Consider the following 19,687-nt stretch of genomic DNA (forward strand, 5'->3'; position numbering starts at 1 on the left):
CTTATGCGGAAAATTCCTGATAATCAGCTTCAACAGCTTCATACAGTCTTTCAAAAATATCTGGAAGAGCGCTCTGAACACGGCTCCAACTCGGAGTAAAAGGGACTTCCATCGGATTTTCCAGGAACATTTGCCCTGCATCCATAATATTTTTAGCGAACATTTCCACCGATTCTTCTTCCTGATGAATATCAAAATGCAACCCATTCATCACAGCATCATTGTGGTAGGTTTCAACAAAGTCGAGTGCGATTCGATAATAGGTGGCTTTCAGGGTACGGAATGATTCAGGCGTAAAAACAGTGCCTTTCGTTGCTAATTTTCTGAACAGGGATTTAGCAATATCAATCGACATTTTTGATAAGCCGGCTTGTTGATCATCCGGCGATAATTCCTGATGTTTGTGATCATAAACTTGGGCAACGTCGACCTGACACAATCTGTTATTGGCATAGTTACGATGCATTTCTGATAACACACCAATTTCCAGACCCCAGTCACTGGGAATACGAATATCGGATAATACATCGCGTCTGAAAGAGAACTCGCCCGCTAACGGGTAGCGGAAGCTATCCATGTACTCAAGATAGGGTTGGTTGCCTACCACCATTTTTAATGCACGGATAAGTGGCGTCACTAATAAACGATTCACACGACCATTGAGTTTGCCACTCGCAACGCGGGCGTAATAGCCTTTACAAAATTCGTAGTTAAACATTGGGTTAGCAACCGGATAGATCAATCGTGCCAGTAAATCACTGGTGTAAGTCACGATGTCACAATCATGGAGAGCAATAGATTCTGTCTTGCCTGAAGCAATGATGTAACCCATGCAATACCACACGTTACGACCTTTGCCTTTTTCTTTTGGTGCCAGTCCTAATGACTGTAACTCTTCATCTATTGCGGTGAGCCTGGGGCCATCATTCCATAAAATACGATGATGTTGTGGCAAGGCAGAAAAGAAGGTCAGTGCATGGCGATATTGGTCGACATCAGCGCGGTCGAGGCCAATCACAATTTCAGATAAATAGGGTACCGTTTTTAGCTGTTGAATTATTTGCGGTAAGGCCTCGCCTTCAAGCTCTGAGAAAAGAGAGGGTAGAAGTAATCCCATTGGTCTTTGTTTGCTGAACTGTACAAGATCACTTTCTAAATCAGCTAGGTGACGATTGGTTAGATTATGAAGTGTGGTAATAATCCCATTCTGGTGAAAATCAGCCATGATTGCCTCGGGGTAAGTTAAATGAATCGGAATGCAGCTTTGCATCGATGATTTGAGTGACGCCTTCAGCCCAACCTTTAGGGCCAAAAAATGTGGACACCGTTAAATTATGTGTTCTGTCGATATCAGGTAGACCATGTACCGGTGAGCGGATGACTAAGGCATGATCAGCCTGTTCAAGCATGGCTTTGTCATTTTGGCTATCGCCTATCGCTAAGGTTTGTATAACTTGTTCGGGCATCGTGTTCTGATACATATCTGTCAACCATTTTAAGGCCCGTCCCTTGTCACATTGCCCAGATACATGAAGAAAACGGCCGCCTTCAAGAATATTGGCTCCCAGCGCATTGAGTTCAGCAATAAATTGTTGTTTCAGATTACCATTGCCATGCCAGGACACGGGTTCGCCAAACTCTCTTCTTGCTGCACAAGCGGCCGCATGAACATTCAGACCTGTCATGGCAATAATGCCGTCGATGCCTGCATCAGCAAAGGTAACAAAGTCATTCTGATATTTGGGACGAAGCTGATTAATGAGTGATTGCCAATAGCTACGCGGCTGGACAAAACTTTTCACCCAGTATTTGCCTCGTTTTTCAGTGCCTTCTGGTTGCTTTTCAAAATAGTCTTGAGGGATATAGACTGCAGCACCATTTTCAATAATAAAAGGGTGGTGATTAGCTAAGCTGTCTCTGATTAATTCCACTTCAGCAGCAGTTTTGCTGGTGACGGGGATGACAGGAATATGGTTCTGTTCAAGTGCTGTTAAGGTCGGAATGGCTTCATCAAAATGGTAGTTATGATGATCCAGTAGGCTCCCATCCATGTCGGTGAAGACTAACCACTGGCAAGGCAAGTCTGTATTCAAAGTGGATTGAGTCGGTCTGGTTAATTTTGTTATCTGACGGTTTTCATCGAGTTCAAATAGATAGTTCACTTTCTTAGGCAGCGTGTTGAGGGTATTTTCGGTAATACGTTGATAAAATTTAATAAAGCGTCCGACCGCTTTTTCATCCATGATCTGTGTTTGTTTATCAGACTCTGACAAACTTCGTTTTAATTTGTTTTCCTGTTCCAACCGCCATTGAAAAACACAATCAAATGATGGGGCTTTGAGCATGATCCAGATATCTATCAGTTCAAACAGCTTTGGATAAAACCGTGCTAGCTGCTCATTAACATAACGGCGCCATGCCAGATCTTTATCTTCAGTTTCTTCCAAATCATTAACTGGCTGGATGAGTGATGATTCATGTTGGGCTTCTGCACCTAAACACCAACCCTCAAGCACGATGACATCGACAGGATGAGTAATAATTTCTGCAGATTCAACAGGGAAGCGATCATCTTCTGCTTTATTGAAACGCGGAATACTCACTGGAAATTGCTGATGAATAAGCTGAGTAATGGTTCTTCTGGCAAGTGTTATATCGTGTGTTCCTGGCACACCGCGTGTGGCTAAAAGAGGATGGATACCCTGACCCAGTTGTGTTCTTTCCTGACGTGTAAAATAGAAATCATCTAATGAAAGAGAGACAACACTCAGCGAATAATGCTGAGTGAGGACATAAACAGCCAACTGCGCTAGCGTACTTTTTCCTGAACCTTGTGCACCATTAATACCAATCGTGATCGTCCTTTTTGCACTGTTCTGGTGCGTAGCGATTTCTTCTATTATGGGTAGATACCAGTCTCGCGCAAGCGTTTGATAACTATCAGGTAATTGATGCTTTTGAAGAAAGTCGCTGATGTCGATATTCAGCATATCCATATCTCTCAGGTGGCTTTAATTGATTATGGGTAGCTTAATGCAGTATTCGTACCGCCTATTTAAGATATTGAACGAAGGTCGAGTTTTCTTTGAAAAACTCGTTATAAATCAATTTCTAATGGTGACATGACTTATCGTGACATTGATTGACTTCAATCGTGATGTGAGAAAGACGATCAAATTCAGTGAGTAGTGACTTGTAATGATGCGTGGCTTTAGGCTCAGATGTCACAATGGAAATGATGGCAGCAAAATGATTAGCACTCACATGCCAAATATGAAAATCAACGATACGATTATCAGCATCACTTTCAATACAGTTCTGGATGGCTTGGCTATAGCTTTTATCAATACTGCCGTCGAGTAAGACTGGACTTGTTTCCCGAATTAGGCCAATGGCCCAGATACTAATAATGGCTGCGCCGATAATACCCATTGTGGCATCTAACCATAACCAGCCAAGATACATCGCACCAATAAGGGCAATGATGGCGAGAATTGAGGTTAAGGCATCTGCCAATACATGCATATAGGCGGCTTTCAGATTGTGATCGTGATGCGAATGAGCATGTCCATGATTATGACTGTGTGCATGGTTATCTTTTAATAATAGGGCACTGATCAGATTAACAACGAGACCAATCACAGCGACAAGAATCGCGGCACTGAATTCAATTTGATGTGGATTCACCAGTCGCTCAACAGATTCAAGCAACATCATTAAAGCCACCACACCCAGAGCAATTGCACTGGCAAAGCCGCCCAGAACACTTACTTTTCCTGTACCAAAAGCAAAGGCTGCATTTGCTTTATTTTTCGCCGCGTAAGAATAAGCAAATAAAGTAATCAGAAAAGCGACGACATGGGTAGCCATATGCCAGCCATCAGCAAGCAATGCCATTGAGCCGAATAGCGTACCGGCGATAATTTCTGCAACCATGGTAATCACAGTAAGGAAAAGCACATATCGGGTACGCTTCTCAGCATGGGGATTTACCGTGACAAAATCATGATCTTGTTGAAGGTTTTCAATAGTGCGCTGATGCATAGAATTCAGAGAGTAATTGCCGATGAATGATACTGCTATGCTAACAGAACTGATGGGACAATTTGACACAAAAAAAAGGGGTGAACTTATGTTCACCCCAAGGCTCAGCACGTAGACAAGAGAGAAATACAAACAAAATGCAGCTGAAAAGTTGTTTGTAATTTATATTTAGCAGTAACTATGCCAGTTTCTATTTACCATTTAAAACAAAGCTTTATGTTGGGTGTGAAAGTTGTTAATAAATTTTATGCACAGCGATGGTGCAAATATAAATGGCTTTGCACTTAATTCGGCCTAGCTGCCAGAGCAGGAAATTTTATGAGCTTGTTATGGTCATACGTTTATAAAAAATGGATAGTGATTCACAGTTTTTAAATATGATTAAAAATGCATATTTTTATCGCGCAATCTCTATGCTAATGTCTTGTCAATAATAAAAATAAATAAATTAAATATGCCAAATTGTGCATATTTCAGATAACGGAGAGAGATATAATGACAGTTGGTAAAGAATGGACTGAGCAGTCTATTCAATTAATTATAGATGGATTAAAACATAAGCCTGGCGCGATGTTGCCCATCTTGCATGCAATTCAGAACGAAATTGGCTACATCCCTGAAAAAGCGGTTGCACAGATTGCTGAGTCTTTGTTGCAAACGCGAGCAGAAGTTCACGGAGTAATCAGTTTCTATCATCATTTCAGAACCACGCCGCCGGGAAAACACACGATTGAAATATGTCGTGCAGAAGCCTGTCAGGCTGTCGGTTGCCGATCGTTAGAAGCACATGCAAAACAAGCACTCGGCATTGATTATCATCAAACCACCGCGAACAGACAGTTTTCACTAGAACCCGTTTACTGTCTGGGTAACTGCGCTACTGGCCCTTCTATTAGGATTGATGACGATATCCATGGCCGGGTAAGTCTGGATCGTTTCGATGAATTAGTGGCATCCCATCAGCAAGATATGAAGGAGGTCGGCTAATGAGTCAGCGTATCTATATTCCCTGCGATACAACCGCACTTTCTTTGGGAGCAGATCAACTAGCAGAAGCGGTTCAGCAAGAAATTGAACAACGTGGCCTGGATGCTACTATTGTCCGTAACGGTAGCCGTGGCATGCTTTGGCTTGAACCACTTGTTGAAGTCGAGACGGCACATGGTCGAGTAGGTTATGGGGCTGTGAGTGCTCAGCAAGTACCGGCGTTATTTGATGCTGGCTTGCTGGATGGTAATCAACAACACGAAAGTTGCATTGGTCTGGTTGAAGAGCATCCATACCTTAAAAAACAACAAAGGCTGACATTTGCCCGTTCTGGCATTACTGATCCTGTTTCAATTGAAGACTATATTGCTTTGGATGGTTTTAACGGTCTGAAAAATGCCATTGCAATGCAACCCCAAAATATTGTCGATGAAGTCAAAACCTCAGGCCTGCGTGGTCGTGGTGGTGCCGCCTTCCCAACAGGGATTAAGTGGCAAACCGTTTTAGATACCCCAGCAGAACAAAAATATATTGTCTGTAATGCTGATGAAGGTGACTCCGGTACCTTTGCCGATCGCCTGGTGATGGAATGCGATCCATTTATGCTGATAGAAGGCATGACTATCGCTGGATTGGCCGTTCATGCAACACAAGGTTATATCTATCTCCGTTCTGAATATCCTGTCGCCCATAAACTTCTGAATGAAGCAATTGAACGTGCCTATAAAGCCGGATATCTGGGTGAAAATATTCTGGGGTCGGGTAAACACTTTGATTTAGAAGTGCGTCTCGGTGCAGGTGCTTATATCTGCGGTGAAGAAACGTCTCTGTTAGATAGTCTGGAAGGAAAGCGTGGTCTAGTCAGAGCCAAGCCACCGTTACCAGCCATTGTCGGCTTATTCGGGCAACCGACGGTTGTCAATAACGTGCTTTCGTTTGCTGCTGTGCCTTATATCCTGGATAAAGGCGGTCAGTCGTATGCTGACTATGGCATGGGGCGTTCGCGCGGCACATTACCTTTGCAATTGGCGGGTAATGTAAAACAAGGTGGCTTAGTCGAGTTAGCTTTTGGTATTAGTTTACGAGAGTTAATGGAAGACTTTGGTGGCGGCACGTTGACGGGTAAACCTCTGAAAGCTGTACAAGTAGGTGGTCCGCTGGGTGCTTATCTACCCGCAAGCCAATGGGATACCCTCATTGACTATGAAGAGTTCGCTGCTGTTGGCGCCGTATTAGGCCATGGCGGGGTCGTTATGTTTGACGAAACCGTGGATATGGGACAGCAGGCCCGTTTCTCAATGGAATTTTGTAAAGTCGAGTCTTGTGGCAAATGTACGCCATGCCGAATTGGCTCCACACGGGGTGTTGAGGTCATTGATCGCATTCGCAACGGTGAAAATGCCAATGCGAACTGGGTCTTACTCGAAGACTTATGCGAAACCATGATAGACGGCTCGCTTTGTGCGATGGGTGGCATGACGCCATTCCCTGTCCAGAGCGTTATGAAATATTTCCCAGAAGAACTCAGCGCAACGCGCTAGGAGTGACGACATGAGAATTGAAACATTTAATCCAAATAAAGACTACGGTACGCCAGCTCGTGTATCTGAGAAGTTAGTGACTGTAGAAATTGACGGTGTGGAAATCACAGTGCCTGAAGGCACGTCAGTAATGCGTGCTGCATCGTTAGCGAATATCAATATTCCAAAATTATGTGCAACCGACAATCTGGAATCCTTTGGTTCTTGTCGTTTATGTGCTGTACAGATTGAAGGACGACGTGGCTATCCGGCTTCATGTACAACAACTGTTGATGAAGGCATGAAAGTCACCACGCAAAACAGCAAGTTAGCGAAATTACGCAGAAATGTGATGGAGCTTTACATTTCAGATCACCCACTGGATTGTCTGACCTGTCCTGCCAATGGTAACTGTGAGTTGCAGGATATGGCTGGTGATGTGGGCCTGCGTGAAGTACGTTATGGATATCAAGGTGAAAACCATCTGGATAGTGAAAAAGATAATTCCAACCCATATTTCAGTTTTGATCCAAGCAAATGTATTGTCTGCTCTCGTTGTGTACGTGCCTGTGAAGAAGTGCAGGGAACCTTTGCTCTGACGATAGATGGACGTGGTTTTGATTCCAAAGTCGCTGCTGGTCAAAATGAAGACTTTATGGATTCAGAGTGTGTGTCTTGTGGTGCGTGTGTGCAAGCGTGCCCAACATCTACACTGATGGAAAAAAGCATCATTGAAATGGGCCAACCTGAGCACAGTGTTGTCACCACATGTGCCTATTGTGGTGTAGGTTGCTCATTTAAAGCTGAAATGAAAGGCGACAAAGTGGTGCGTATGGTGCCTTATAAAGGCGGCGACGCAAACCACGGTCATTCTTGTGTGAAAGGTCGTTTTGCCTTTGGTTATGCCACGCATAAAGATCGTATCAAAGCACCGATGATTCGTGAGTCGATTACCGATCCTTGGCAAGAAGTTAGCTGGGAAGAGGCGATTAATTTTGCAGCAACACGCCTGAAAGGTATTCAAGCTAAATACGGTCGTGAAAGTGTCGGTGGTATCACTTCATCACGCTGTACTAACGAAGAAAGTTATTTGGTTCAAAAATTAGTCCGTGCGGCATTTGGTAATAACAACACAGATACCTGTGCACGCGTTTGTCACTCACCAACGGGTTATGGTCTGAAAGTGACCATGGGTGAATCAGCGGGTACGCAGAACTTCGATTCTGTAATGAAATCTGATGTCATCATGGTTATCGGTGCTAACCCAACGGATGCGCATCCGGTATTTGGTTCAATGATGCGTCGTCGTCTGCGTGAAGGAGCCGACTTGATTGTGGCCGATCCACGTCATATTGATCTGTTGAAAACTCCGCATTTGAAAAAAGCACAGCATTTAGCTTTACGCCCAGGTTCTAATGTGGCGCTGGTTAATGCTATTGCACACGTTGTGGTGACAGAAGGCCTGGAAGACAGGGCCTTTGTGGAAAAACGCTGTGATATGGAAAGTTATGAAAAATGGCGTGAGTTCATTCGTGATGAACGTCATTCACCAGAAGCCGTTGAAGCCACAACAGGTGTCGCAGCAGACAAAGTGCGTCAAGCGGCCAGAACTTATGCGACAGCGAAGAACGGTGCTATCTACTATGGTCTGGGTGTGACCGAACACAGTCAGGGGTCAACCATGGTCATGGGTATTGCTAACCTGGCGATGGCAACGGGTAATATCGGTCGCGAAGGTGTGGGCGTGAACCCACTTCGTGGACAGAATAATGTTCAGGGTTCATGTGATATGGGTTCATTCCCACATGAATTGCCAGGCTATCAACACGTTTCAGATGATACTGCGCGTGCACACTTTGAATCAGTCTGGGGTGTGAAACTGGATAATGAGCCAGGTCTGCGTATCCCGAATATGTTTGATTCAGCGATTGCTGGTGAATTTAAAGCCTTATATGTTCAGGGTGAGGATATTGCTCAGTCAGATCCAGGCACACAACATGTGGAAAAAGCACTGCGTTCATTAGAATGTTTGATTGTTCAGGATCTGTTCCTGAATGAAACAGCCAAATTTGCACACGTGTTATTACCTGGGTCTTCGTTCCTTGAGAAGAACGGTACATTCACTAATGCGGAACGCCGTATCAACCGCGTACGTAAAGTGATGCCACCAATAGCAGGTAAGGAAGACTGGGAAATCACAGTGGACTTGTCGAATGCCCTTGGTTATCCCATGCATTACAACCATCCATCAGAAATTATGGATGAAATTGCCTCGCTGACACCTACCTTTACCGGTGTTAACTATGATCGTCTTGACGAGCTGGGCAGTATTCAATGGCCATGTAATGATGAAAATCCAGTGGGTATGCCTACCATGCATGTGGATGATTTCCCGATTGGTAAGGGTCGTTTCAGTGTCACTGAATACGTGGCGACGGATGAACGTACTAATAGTCGTTTCCCATTATTACTCACAACCGGACGTATCCTGTCTCAATACAACGTCGGTGCTCAAACACGTCGTACTGAGAATCAGGCCTGGCATAATGAGGACGTATTGGATATTCATCCATCTGATGCTGAAGTACGGGGTATTAAAGAGAATGACTGGTTAGGTATTACCAGTCGAGCCGGACAAACGGTATTGCGTGCTCGCATTACCGATAAAGTCCTGCCGGGCGTGGTTTACACCACATTCCATCATCCTGGTAGCGGTGCCAACGTTATTACGACTGATAACTCTGACTGGGCGACCAACTGTCCTGAGTATAAAGTGACAGCCGTTCAGGTTGAACGAGTCAGCCAACCTTCAGAGTGGCAGCAAAACTTCAAATCATTTGAAGCGTTGCAGATGAAACTACTGAAAGGGGCAGCAGACACGGCTCACTCAGAGGTAGAAGCTGAGTAATGACAAGCGTTGATAAAACGACAGTTGATGTTGAGGTAGCCGTTCATCACAATGAATCGGCTACCCAATATCAGCATGACGACATTGCTGTTGAAATACCTGTTGCACTGGTTTACAACACGATTTCTCATGCGGTGATGATGGCGACACCGGCAGATTTAGCTGACTTTGCTCTGGGGTTTAGTTTGACTGAAGATATTGTGGATAATGCCGAACAGGTTAGCCATATTCATGTGCAGTCGAATAGTAATGGCATCAGTGTCCGATTGATGATTGCTGATGAAAAGTTTGATGCATTACGTGAGCGTCGACGCAGTTTAGTTGGCCGAACTGGTTGTGGTTTATGTGGTGTTGAATCACTAAAACAGGCTATTCGCCCGATTAAACCCGTTCAGTCGGTGCAAGTTGCGGATGATGTTATCCAGACAGCCTTGAATAATATCAAGCAATACCAACAGCTTCAGCAACTGACAGGGGCGACCCATGCAGCAGCTTGGTGTGATCTTGAGGGCAATATTGTGCTAACGAGGGAAGATGTCGGCAGACACAATGCACTGGATAAACTCATCGGAGCGCATGTTAAAGCCGGATTATCGCCACATGACGGTTTTGTTTTAGTCACCAGTCGTGCCAGCTATGAAATGGTACAGAAAACAGCCAGCGCTGGTTTTGGCTGTCTTGTGGCAGTGTCTGCCCCCACATCTTTAGCGATTGAACAAGCACAGCATGTGGGTCTGAAGCTGGTTGGCTTTGCCCGTTCTGGTCGTCACGTCATTTATCACGATCCGTTTACTCAATATGATCACGAAAAAGCCCACAGGGCAATGTAAGGAAAGTAACAAAATGAGTCATAGTCCGGTTGAAACTTTGATCAAAATGATTAACCAAATCGCGGCCAATAATCGCGCTTACGAAGATAAAGAGGCAGCTGAACGTGTTGCCAGTCATATCAAGCGCTTCTGGGCCAGAAAGATGAAAGAAGATTTAGTGGAATATCTGGATGCTGGTGGTGCTGAGCTGGATCCGATTGCGAAAGAAGCAGCAGAGCAAGTTAAAAGTGGCATGGAAGAAGCCGCTGCCACGAAGCAAGCTGTTTAACCCTCTTCTTCTCAACATAAGCAACAAATATAAGGCCTTTAAGGCCTTATATTTTATGTGTCGATATTATTCTTGTGTAATAGCGGCTGGTTGGCGGTTTTCATCAATATGAACATAGACAATGTCAGCTTCTGCTACTTTCATTGTCGTTTCATTTTTTCCATCACGTCGTTCAATTAATACCGTTACTTTCACAGTGATAGAGGTTGTGCCAATCCGTATCGTATCGACATAAATACTAACAATATCAGCCACCAACACGGGCGCAATAAACTGAAAATTATTGACGGCGACAGTAACAACCCGGCCGCCGGCAAGACGACTGGCATAAATACCACCGGCAATATCACATTGCGACATTAACCAACCACCAAAAATATCACCAGCGATATTCACATCACTCGGTCTGGCCATAATCCGTAAAACGGCATGTTTATCTTGTGGTAACTCCATTACGAATCCTTAACTGAAAATAGATTTATCGTGTCTTTGTTATACAAAAAATACAGAGACTTCTCATGTATAGTGATTTTATCAAGCAGAATAAGTGGAGTGGATGATGAAATTAAGACAGCTTTGTATCGTCGTTGTTTTCAGTATATTAAATGTGCAGGCCAATGCTGATGAAAATCAATGGCCTGTATTTGGTGGTAACCAATGGCATCAAAGACATTCACCGCTGACACAAATTAATCAAGATACCATCCAGAACTTACAGCCTGCGTGGCAATATCAAAGCGGTATTAAAGCCACTTTTCAAGCAACGCCTATTGTCAAAGGTAAGGTGATGTACTTGTCTTTACCCTTTAATGATGTGGTGGCATTAGATGCCAAAACGGGGCAACAAATATGGCGTTATCATCATGAGCGAATCACATCCCGTGAGATGTGTTGTGGTCCGGCGAATCGAGGTGTCGCTGTTGATGACTATCATGTGTATATGGGCACAGTAGACGGTCGGTTGATTGCTTTGGATCAACAAACAGGCAAGTTAGCCTGGGATAGAGATGTCACTCTAGGTGAGAGTGGTATTCAGGAGGATATCGCTACGCTGGGGGACGAGGCTAAAGGAAAAGTATCGGGTAAATCAGGCGCCGGTATCAACATGGCACCCATGGTGTACAAAGGCCAGGTCATTATTGGCATTACAGGTGTTGGTTATGGCTTACATATCGACTCTCCTGACGTTAATGCACCTTTGGGTGCTGTGGTGGGAATCGCCGGTGAGTATGGACGGAGAGGCTTTCTTGCTGCCTATGATGCTGAAACCGGAAAACCCTTATGGCAGTTCGATACCATTCCAGAACACAATTGGGAAGGCCAGTTCGTGACAACTACACCGGGTGGTGAAGCCTTACCCAGAGATATCGAAAAAGAAAAAGCGGTGTTAGCAGAATATCCTGATGCGTGGCGTTATGGCGGTGGCTCAGCCTGGAGTACGCCTGCAATAGATGAGGATACCGATACACTATTTTTTGGTACCGGGAATCCATCGCCACAGATGGAAGACTCGTCACGACCTGGTGATAATCTCTACACATCTTCTATCATCGCATTAGATGCCATGAGTGGCAAAGTAAAGTGGTATTTCCAGCAAGTCCCCCATGATCTATGGGGATATGATGTGGCCAGCCCTCCGGCATTATTCACTGTGGATATTGATGGCAAACAGATCAAAGCACTAGGGCAGGCGGGAAAAACAGGCTGGTTTTATGTGTTAAACCGTAACACCGGCAAACTGTTATTTCGAAGCGAAGCCTATGTGCCGCAACAGAATATGTTCAAACTGCCTAGTGAAGAGGGTACCGTTATCTACCCGGGCGTACTTGGCGGCTCGAACTGGTCACCTATTTCTGTTGATCAACAACGTGGACTGGCTTTTATCGCGGGTATTCACTGGCCAATTAATTATCGCCTGCATCAAATGGGGACCGGCGATGGTGAGTCAGGGGTGAAATATTCTTCTATGTCACCCATGAATGATGTTGAGCACTATGGGCTATTAACGGCGATCGATATCAATACTGGCCAAATTGTTTGGCAATATAAAACCCCAAATCCATTATTAGGCGGGGTGCTTAGCACGGCTGCCGGTCTTGTCTTTACAGGTGAAGGGGATGGTCGATTATTAGCCTTTGATGCGGCCTCAGGTGAGCTGTTATGGCAAGGTCACTCAGAAGCCGGTGTGAATGCGCCACCAATCAGTTATGAGATTGAAGGAAAGCAGTATATTGCTGTTGCCAGTGGTGGCAATAAATTATTCGGCTATAAAACAGGTGATTATATGAAAGTATGGGCATTAAAGGATTAATGTCTCACTTAAGTTAACGCCACGTTGCAATATTAAAAACCGGTTAAGTCTTTTTTAATATTTGTTAACCATACTCAGCCTCAGTTTAAAAAAGTAGGTGATGAGATGACCACAGATATTAAAACAACGCTTGAGTTTTCAGATAAATATGATGATACACATGCGAAAGCTTATTTTGAAAAACATCAGGATGGCTTATGGCGTCAATTATCTAACTGGCGTGATCATCAAGTGGCCAGACAAGCACTTAAGCTCGCGGGTGACCCAAAAACGGTATTAGATGTGCCATGTGGTACAGGTCGATTCTGGTCTTTATTATGTGAAAATCCACAACGCCAGATCTTTGCCAGTGATTATAGCCAGGACATGATAAACACTGGCATGCGGTATCGTGACAAGGCAATAACACAACGGGTAGAAGCCTTTCAGGCGTCGGCGTTCAGCCTGGATGTACCAGATAATTTTGTAGAAAATATTTTCTGTATTCGTCTTATTCACCATATTGGTGATGCACAAGATCGCTTAACACTGCTGAAAGAGTTTCATCGGGTAACGCAAAAAACCGTGATTATTTCGTTATGGGTGGATGGTAACTTTAAAGCTTGGCGTCGTAAAAAGCTGGAGAAAAAACGCCACGCAAGAGAGTACCAAAACCGTTTTGTGATTAATCAGCACACCATAGAAAATGAGTTCCGTCAAAGTGGGTTTGAAGTAAAAGCGGCCATCGACTTTTTACCCAAATATGCGATGTGGCGTACTTACGTGCTCGAAAAGCGATAACAAGCAATCAGTTAACGAATTTGTCTCGCTCGAACAGATCGGCCCTTCACTTTGCCTTTGGCTAAGTAATTCATGGCTTGCCTGAGGGCACTGTGTTCAACGGCCACGTAGCTGGACATATCGCGAATATCAATCTTGCCTATTTGCTGACCGTTTAAACCCGCATCGCCAGTTAAGGCACCTAAAATATCACCAGGGCGTATTTTATTTTTACGACCACTATCCAGCTGGATGGTGGTCATCTTGCCTTGCAGCGTGAAACCTGAATCGGTCTTTAGCTTGGATAAATTGCCATAATGAACTGGCTCGGAGACATAGTTTTCAATGGCAACAACCCGAGGCGCGTCGGCTGGTGTGACGATACTTATCGCCATGCCTTTTTCACCAGCACGACCAGTTCGGCCGATACGATGCACATACACTTCCGGATCGCGTGGTAATTCATAGTTAATGACCATTTCCAGAGCGGCGATATCCAGACCTCTGGCGGCAACATCGGTCGCCACCAATACCGGGCAACTGTTATTGGCAAAACGAATCAGTGCCTGATCACGATCCCGTTGTTCAAGATCGCCATGAATAGCGGCCGCTTGTATTTGTTGACTGGACAACCACTGAGCCACGTCATCACACTGCTTTTTGGTATGACAGAAGATGACAGCATTAGCCGGTTTATAGTGCTGAATCAGCTTGATTAACGCCTGATCACGTTCATTTTTATTGATATCAAAAAACAGTTGCTCGATAACATCTTGCTTATGTTCAGAGATAACCTTAACTGATACGGGTGACTTTTGGATGGATTCGCTCATCTGCTGAATCGTGTCAGGATAGGTGGCAGAGAACAGAGCGGTCTGACGCGATTCTGGTGTTTGATCAATGATGTGGTGAATCACTTCAGCAAAGCCCATATCCAACATACGATCCGCTTCATCGAGAATCAGCACTTTCAGTTGATCTAACTTTAAACAGTTTTTGCTATGTAAGTCATTTACCCGGCCCGGCGTGCCCACGACGATATGTGTGCCATGTTCTAGTGACGCAATTTGTGGGCCGATGGGTTTACCACCGCATAAGGTGGTGACTTTGATGTTAGGCATTAAACGCGCGAGCTTGCGTAATTCACTGGTGATTTGTTCTGCCAGCTCGCGGGTCGGACTTAAGATTAACGCTTGCACCCCAAAGAAACGTGGGTTGATGCTATTTAATACGCTGATTCCAAACGCTGCCGTTTTACCACTGCCGGTTTTCGCCTGGGCGACCACATCGCGGCCTTTTAATAACCAGGGTAATGTTTCTGCCTGAATGGCTGTCATGCTGTCATAACCTAATGAGGTTAAGGCATCCAGTTGAGGCTGAGATAAGGGAAGGGACGAAAAAGCAGTATCTGACATAGGAACTCAATTAATAATCACGTGCATGCGTGATGGCTGTTCAGCGGATATGAAAATAAGACTTAGCGTTGTTCCGCAATCAAGACTGAACTTCTTAATGGGAGAGAGATAAACTCAGGGAGCTAGTAGTCCTTTGAATATGGGAAAGAATTATACCTTGCTAACCTTAGCAAAGCGACATAACACTTCGCCGTCACAGCAGAAAGATCTTATTGATCTTGTTCGGCGAGTTTTTCTGCTAATGAAAGTAAGGTGGTTGTCTGACTTTTTATCTGTTGATAAACATCCGGATCAAGTTGTTTCAGCCACCGCTCGGGAATAGCATCCACGCCATATTTTGCGCCAGCCAACATACCTGCGAGAGCGCCCACCGTATTGGCATCACCGCCCATATTGACCGTCTTAATCACACAGGATTCCAGGCCATCGGTCGTATGAAAAAAATGCAGCACGGTTTGCATAGTATCCACGATATAGCCAGAGCTATGACCAGGGTAGGGTGAGAAAGCAAACAAGGGCTCTTTTTCAATGAACTCAGAAATGGTGTGTTCAGCCAAATCAGTTTCTTGCCGAATTAAATGCTTTATCAGATATCCCAGCATCTGACTGGCTCGGTCAGATAAGCTGTTGTGGTGAGTAAAATGATTTTGTTCACAAAGCCAGTGTTCAAACTCATCATCTCGATATAAACAGATCAAAGCCAAAGGTAATATTCGGCTACAGGCGCCATTACCAGCGTCATGTTCGTCATAAGGAGCAATGATCTCACCGGTATTTTTATAGCGACGAATTCCCCGAAGGACTGCTTCGCTGATATCGGTCGGATGTTTGCTTAACCACACAACAAAGTAGTCGGCAGTCGTTTTGATATCCCAGCCCTGCGCGTCGATAATCGCTTGGCCCAGCGTCAAGGTCATCTCGGTGGCATCGGTGACATGACCTTTGGGTAATCTTAACCAGCCACCGCCGGTAATATCTTTGTGAACACCAAAGCTTGCCTGAATCTGTTCTGGTGTCATAAATTCCAGTGTGGCACCCAGTGCATCACCACAAGCAAAACCAAGATAAGCGCCTAAAGCACGATCATAGAGAGAAGATGCTGTTATCGTTGCATCTGAATTCATCTTTATTGAGCCTTATTATCCATTTGTCGGGTATTCCAAAAAACTGCCGCCAATAATAAAGCTGGGAATGTATCGCGACATTGATCCTGATCATGAAGATGATGAAATGCCTGTTGTTCTATTCAAATGACAGGCATGGAAGATGATGTATTGGAAAAGGCTGGAACGAGCTAGAAGAAATGCAGTTATTCGATGATGGCAGCGGATTTAATTTGCGCCCAGACTTTATCACCAACAGAAACGCCGAGATGATGAAATGAACGTGAAGTAAGACGGCAAAGGAGAAAATTAGCGCCGATCTTAAGTCTCACTAATAAGATGGCTGGATGATCACCTGCGCCGACTTCTTCGATGATGGCCTCGATTGTATTGGCAATACTGGAATCTTTATCAGGAGATAGGGTGAGACTGACATCGCGAGCCAGTACTTGCAGACGTACCTGACTGCCGATAACAAAATTCATATCTCTAACCCACATGCTGCCACCGTCAAACGCAGCCTCAGCAAGGTGCCATTCAGATTGAAGTTGTTCAATCCTGGCTTCAATGATGACGCTAGCTTGCTCATCCATTTGTGAAGATAAATCCAGCCGAGACAGTGTGTGATTCAGCGGGCCAGTAGCTTCAACCCGACCTTCTTTTAGTAACACGATATGATCCGCTAATCGTGCGACTTCTGTTGGGGAATGACTGACATAAATCACCGGCATTTTTAAGGTGTCATGTAGTTTTTCTAAAAATGGCAAAAACTCACGTTTTCTAGCTACATCGAGTGCAGCTAAAGGTTCATCCATTAATAACAGTTTTGGATTCACTGCCAGACTTCGGGCAATGGCGACCCGTTGTTTTTCACCGCCAGAGAGTTTGGCTGGTTTGCGATCAAGTAAATGTTCAATCCCTAACAAGTCGATGGTTTTATCGAGTGGAAAATCGGTATTGGTTTGTTTTCTGCGTTTGAAAGCATAATTCAAATTCGCCATCACACTCAGGTGAGGGAATAAAGCTGACTCCTGAAACACATAAGCAATAGGGCGCTGGTGGGGCGGTATGAAGATGTTTTCATCCTGCCAGACATCACCATTAAAAATGAACTTGCCCTTGGCTTTTTCCAAACCTGCCATACAACGCAAAATGGTGGATTTCCCTGAGCCAGATGGACCAAACAAAGCGGTGACACCCTGAGCGGGTATGCTCAAATCCACATCCAGCGTAAAGCCGGGATGCTCGAGATAAAAGCGTGTTTCAATGCCAGACTTGCTCATGCGGTTTTTCTTTTATTGGGGTTAAACAGATACAGCAATAACAAGGTGACAAATGAAAACGCAATCATAATGGCCGATAGCTCCCATGCTTGGTCGTATTCTAAAGCCTCAACGTAGTCATAAATTTGCACTGAGACGACACGAGTGACATCAGGAATATTGCCACCAATCATTAACACCACACCAAACTCACCGACCGTATGTGCAAACCCCAGTATTCCACCCGTCAGAAATCCGGGTAGGGCTAGTGGCAGGGCAATCGTTAAAAAGCGATCAAGTGGATTCGCACCCAGCGTGGCAGCGGCTTCCAGATAATGTTCACTAATATTTTCAAAGGCTAACTGTATCGGTTGCACGACAAAAGGCAGAGAATAAAAAATGGAGGCAATCACCAGTCCAGTAAAAGTAAAAGGCAATGTGCCAAGCCCTAGTGCCTGAGTGAGTTGACCCACAGGACCTTCAGGTCCCATAGCGACGAGTAAATAAAAGCCGATAACCGATGGTGGTAACACAATCGGCATCGCCACCAATGCCTCAATAGCGACTTTGGCACGACAACGGGTACGAGCCAGCCACCATGCGATAGGTGTGCTAATGAGTAACAGCAAAATGGTGACGATGCTAGCTAGTTTTGTCGTTAGCAAGATGGCAGAGAGGTTGGCGTCACTAAACATGATGTTTTATGCCAGTCCGTGTTTAGTGTGAATAACCATAGGATTCGATAATCGCCAGGGCTTTGTCTGATTTCAGGTAGTCGAGCAATGCTTTTGCTGCATCATTATCTTTTGCTTTCTTAAGTAATACGGCATCCTGACGAATCGGTGAATAAAGATCTTTAGGCACAATCCAACCCGATCCCGAGCTTAACTTGCCCTGTTTCATGACCTGTGACAAAGCCACAAAACCCAGTTGAGCATTATGCGTAGCAACAAATTGATAAGCTTGGGCAATGTTTTCTCCCATCACGATTTTGTTGGCAACATCATCATAAACACCCAGATTATTTAATGTCTCGACTGCAGCTAAGCCATAAGGCGCAAGCTTGGGATTAGCTAATGACAGATGTTTAAACTGACCGGCTGTTAATACGTCTGGACTTTGACTATCGATAAAATCGGCGTTTGTTGACCATAAAACCAAGCCTCCAAGCGCATAGCTAAAACGACTGCCTTTAACACTCAGCTCTGCCTCTTCCAATGCTAATGGCTTAGCCGTATCAGCAGAAAGAAACACATCAAACGGGGCACCGTTTTTGATCTGGGCAAAGAACTTACCGGATGAAGCAAAAGAGAGTACTGTCTTATTACCTGTTTCTTCATCAAAGGCCGCCGCAATGTCCTGCATCGGTTCGGTGAAATTAGCGGCCACGGCGACCATGACCGTTTGTGCTTGAACACTAGAAAAGGTACATAAAAAGAATAGGGTAGTGAGCAGTTTTTGTATCGTCGTCATGGTGTTCTCTTAAAATTAGTTCGCAACAGCAAGAATCACATTAGAAGCTTTAATTAATGCGCTGACTTGCATATCTGGCTTGAGCCCAAGCTCATGAGCACTTTCATTGGTGATAGTCGCAGCCAGTGTTTTGCCGCCATTGAGTTCGATAATGACTTCTGTATTTATCGCACCTTCATGACATCGAGCCACTCTGCCTGAGAGTTTATTTCTGGCACTGGTTTTGAGTTGATGGTCCAACGTTAAAATCACCCACGAAGCCTTAATCATTGCGTAGGCTTGTGTTCCTTCTTTTAGCGCCAAGTGTTCAAGACTGTCAGTGGTAATATTGGCAACAATTTCATCTTCACCACCGATATCTAAAATGACTTCATTAGATATCTCGCCTTGTTTAATTGTTTTCACTTTGCCAAGAAACTGATTACGAGCACTGGTTTTCAAATCAAATCTCCTGATGAGCTGATAGTAAGCATCAAAGTCATCAACGACCTCGTTTAATTGATGCAGAACCCGCTCACGTTCCTGATCAAGTCGACGAAATGTGCCGATAAGCCGACGGCCATGATCAGTCAACTTAGCTCCACCCCCATCACGACCACCTTTGCGACGTTCTACCAGAGCACTGTCGGTCATATTATTAATAGCTTCAACAGCATCCCAGGCGGTTTTATAGGTCATACCTAATGCTGTTGCTGCGGCGCGAATTGAGCCTGTCACATCAATCTGCTCCAACAACGCCATATGATCGTATTTACGACCACGACTGAATAAAGCGGAGGTGTTGTCTGTATGTTGCTCAGTCATCTG

General features: G+C 44.7%; 17 protein-coding genes. 7 read left to right on the top strand and 10 right to left on the bottom strand.

Going from position 1 to position 19,687, the window contains the following annotated elements:
• Position 1 precedes the first annotated feature (1 nt).
• From QQL60_RS02410 to dmeF, 3 genes are all read right to left on the bottom strand, one after another.
• Positions 2 to 1,225, bottom strand: a complete 1,224-nt coding sequence (locus QQL60_RS02410) for a glycosyltransferase family protein (protein ID WP_273182141.1) — start codon at positions 1,223 to 1,225, stop codon at positions 2 to 4.
• A complete protein-coding gene (locus QQL60_RS02415) occupies positions 1,218 to 2,990 on the bottom strand; it encodes an HAD-IIB family hydrolase (RefSeq protein ID WP_284451706.1) in 1,773 nt (590 codons plus the stop codon). The genes QQL60_RS02410 and QQL60_RS02415 overlap by 8 nt, the downstream gene beginning before the upstream one ends.
• Before the next feature lie 121 nt (positions 2,991 to 3,111).
• On the bottom strand, positions 3,112 to 4,044 hold the full coding sequence (gene dmeF / locus QQL60_RS02420; protein ID WP_284722287.1) for a CDF family Co(II)/Ni(II) efflux transporter DmeF: 933 nt from the start codon (positions 4,042 to 4,044) through the stop codon (positions 3,112 to 3,114).
• A gap of 495 nt (positions 4,045 to 4,539) precedes the next feature.
• Between dmeF and QQL60_RS02425 the strand changes: the two genes are divergently transcribed.
• Genes QQL60_RS02425 through QQL60_RS02445 form a run of 5 tightly spaced genes read left to right on the top strand, consistent with a single transcriptional unit; the run spans position 4,540 to position 10,557 of the window.
• Positions 4,540 to 5,031, top strand: a complete 492-nt coding sequence (locus QQL60_RS02425) for a formate dehydrogenase subunit gamma (RefSeq protein WP_007145665.1) — start codon at positions 4,540 to 4,542, stop codon at positions 5,029 to 5,031.
• Complete coding sequence (locus QQL60_RS02430; protein ID WP_284722288.1) at positions 5,031 to 6,572, top strand: formate dehydrogenase beta subunit; 1,542 nt, start codon at positions 5,031 to 5,033, stop codon at positions 6,570 to 6,572. The genes QQL60_RS02425 and QQL60_RS02430 overlap by 1 nt, the downstream gene beginning before the upstream one ends.
• A 10-nt stretch (positions 6,573 to 6,582) precedes the next feature.
• Positions 6,583 to 9,459, top strand: coding sequence for a formate dehydrogenase subunit alpha (gene fdhF, locus QQL60_RS02435; protein WP_284451703.1), 2,877 nt, complete (start codon positions 6,583 to 6,585; stop codon positions 9,457 to 9,459).
• A complete protein-coding gene (gene fdhD, locus QQL60_RS02440; RefSeq protein ID WP_007145662.1) occupies positions 9,459 to 10,289 on the top strand; it encodes a formate dehydrogenase accessory sulfurtransferase FdhD in 831 nt (276 codons plus the stop codon). The genes fdhF and fdhD overlap by 1 nt, the downstream gene beginning before the upstream one ends.
• Before the next feature lie 13 nt (positions 10,290 to 10,302).
• On the top strand, positions 10,303 to 10,557 hold the full coding sequence (locus tag QQL60_RS02445) for a formate dehydrogenase subunit delta (RefSeq protein ID WP_007145661.1): 255 nt from the start codon (positions 10,303 to 10,305) through the stop codon (positions 10,555 to 10,557).
• A 66-nt stretch (positions 10,558 to 10,623) separates the two neighbouring features.
• On the opposite strand, the gene QQL60_RS02450 is transcribed toward QQL60_RS02445, so the two are convergent.
• Complete coding sequence (locus QQL60_RS02450; RefSeq protein WP_007145660.1) at positions 10,624 to 11,010, bottom strand: acyl-CoA thioesterase; 387 nt, start codon at positions 11,008 to 11,010, stop codon at positions 10,624 to 10,626.
• A 103-nt stretch (positions 11,011 to 11,113) separates the two neighbouring features.
• Here QQL60_RS02450 and QQL60_RS02455 point away from each other — a divergent pair, with 103 nt between their 5' ends.
• Entirely contained in the window at positions 11,114 to 12,868 is a 1,755-nt protein-coding gene (locus QQL60_RS02455; protein ID WP_284722289.1) for a pyrroloquinoline quinone-dependent dehydrogenase, read from the top strand.
• Between the two features lie 105 nt (positions 12,869 to 12,973).
• Entirely contained in the window at positions 12,974 to 13,648 is a 675-nt protein-coding gene (locus tag QQL60_RS02460; RefSeq protein WP_284722290.1) for a class I SAM-dependent methyltransferase, read from the top strand.
• Between the two features lie 11 nt (positions 13,649 to 13,659).
• Here QQL60_RS02460 and dbpA read toward each other — a convergent pair whose 3' ends face one another.
• From dbpA to QQL60_RS02490, 6 genes are all read right to left on the bottom strand, one after another.
• On the bottom strand, positions 13,660 to 15,042 hold the full coding sequence (gene dbpA / locus QQL60_RS02465; protein WP_284722291.1) for an ATP-dependent RNA helicase DbpA: 1,383 nt from the start codon (positions 15,040 to 15,042) through the stop codon (positions 13,660 to 13,662).
• Between the two features lie 209 nt (positions 15,043 to 15,251).
• A complete protein-coding gene (draG, locus tag QQL60_RS02470) occupies positions 15,252 to 16,166 on the bottom strand; it encodes an ADP-ribosyl-[dinitrogen reductase] hydrolase (RefSeq protein WP_284722292.1) in 915 nt (304 codons plus the stop codon).
• A 185-nt stretch (positions 16,167 to 16,351) separates the two neighbouring features.
• The gene (modC, locus tag QQL60_RS02475) at positions 16,352 to 17,428 is read right to left on the bottom strand and encodes a molybdenum ABC transporter ATP-binding protein (protein ID WP_284722293.1); all 1,077 of its coding nucleotides are present in this window, start codon (positions 17,426 to 17,428) and stop codon (positions 16,352 to 16,354) included.
• Positions 17,425 to 18,102 carry a molybdate ABC transporter permease subunit gene (gene modB / locus QQL60_RS02480; protein ID WP_284722294.1) on the bottom strand — a complete coding sequence of 226 codons (678 nt, stop codon included), beginning with the start codon at positions 18,100 to 18,102 and terminating at the stop codon, positions 17,425 to 17,427. The genes modC and modB overlap by 4 nt, the downstream gene beginning before the upstream one ends.
• A gap of 22 nt (positions 18,103 to 18,124) precedes the next feature.
• Positions 18,125 to 18,880, bottom strand: coding sequence for a molybdate ABC transporter substrate-binding protein (gene modA, locus QQL60_RS02485; RefSeq protein ID WP_284722295.1), 756 nt, complete (start codon positions 18,878 to 18,880; stop codon positions 18,125 to 18,127).
• A gap of 15 nt (positions 18,881 to 18,895) precedes the next feature.
• Positions 18,896 to 19,684 carry a TOBE domain-containing protein gene (locus QQL60_RS02490; RefSeq protein ID WP_284722296.1) on the bottom strand — a complete coding sequence of 263 codons (789 nt, stop codon included), beginning with the start codon at positions 19,682 to 19,684 and terminating at the stop codon, positions 18,896 to 18,898.
• Positions 19,685 to 19,687 lie beyond the last annotated feature (3 nt).

The organism is Methylophaga thalassica (assembly GCF_030159795.1).
Classification (GTDB): domain Bacteria; phylum Pseudomonadota; class Gammaproteobacteria; order Nitrosococcales; family Methylophagaceae; genus Methylophaga; species Methylophaga thalassica.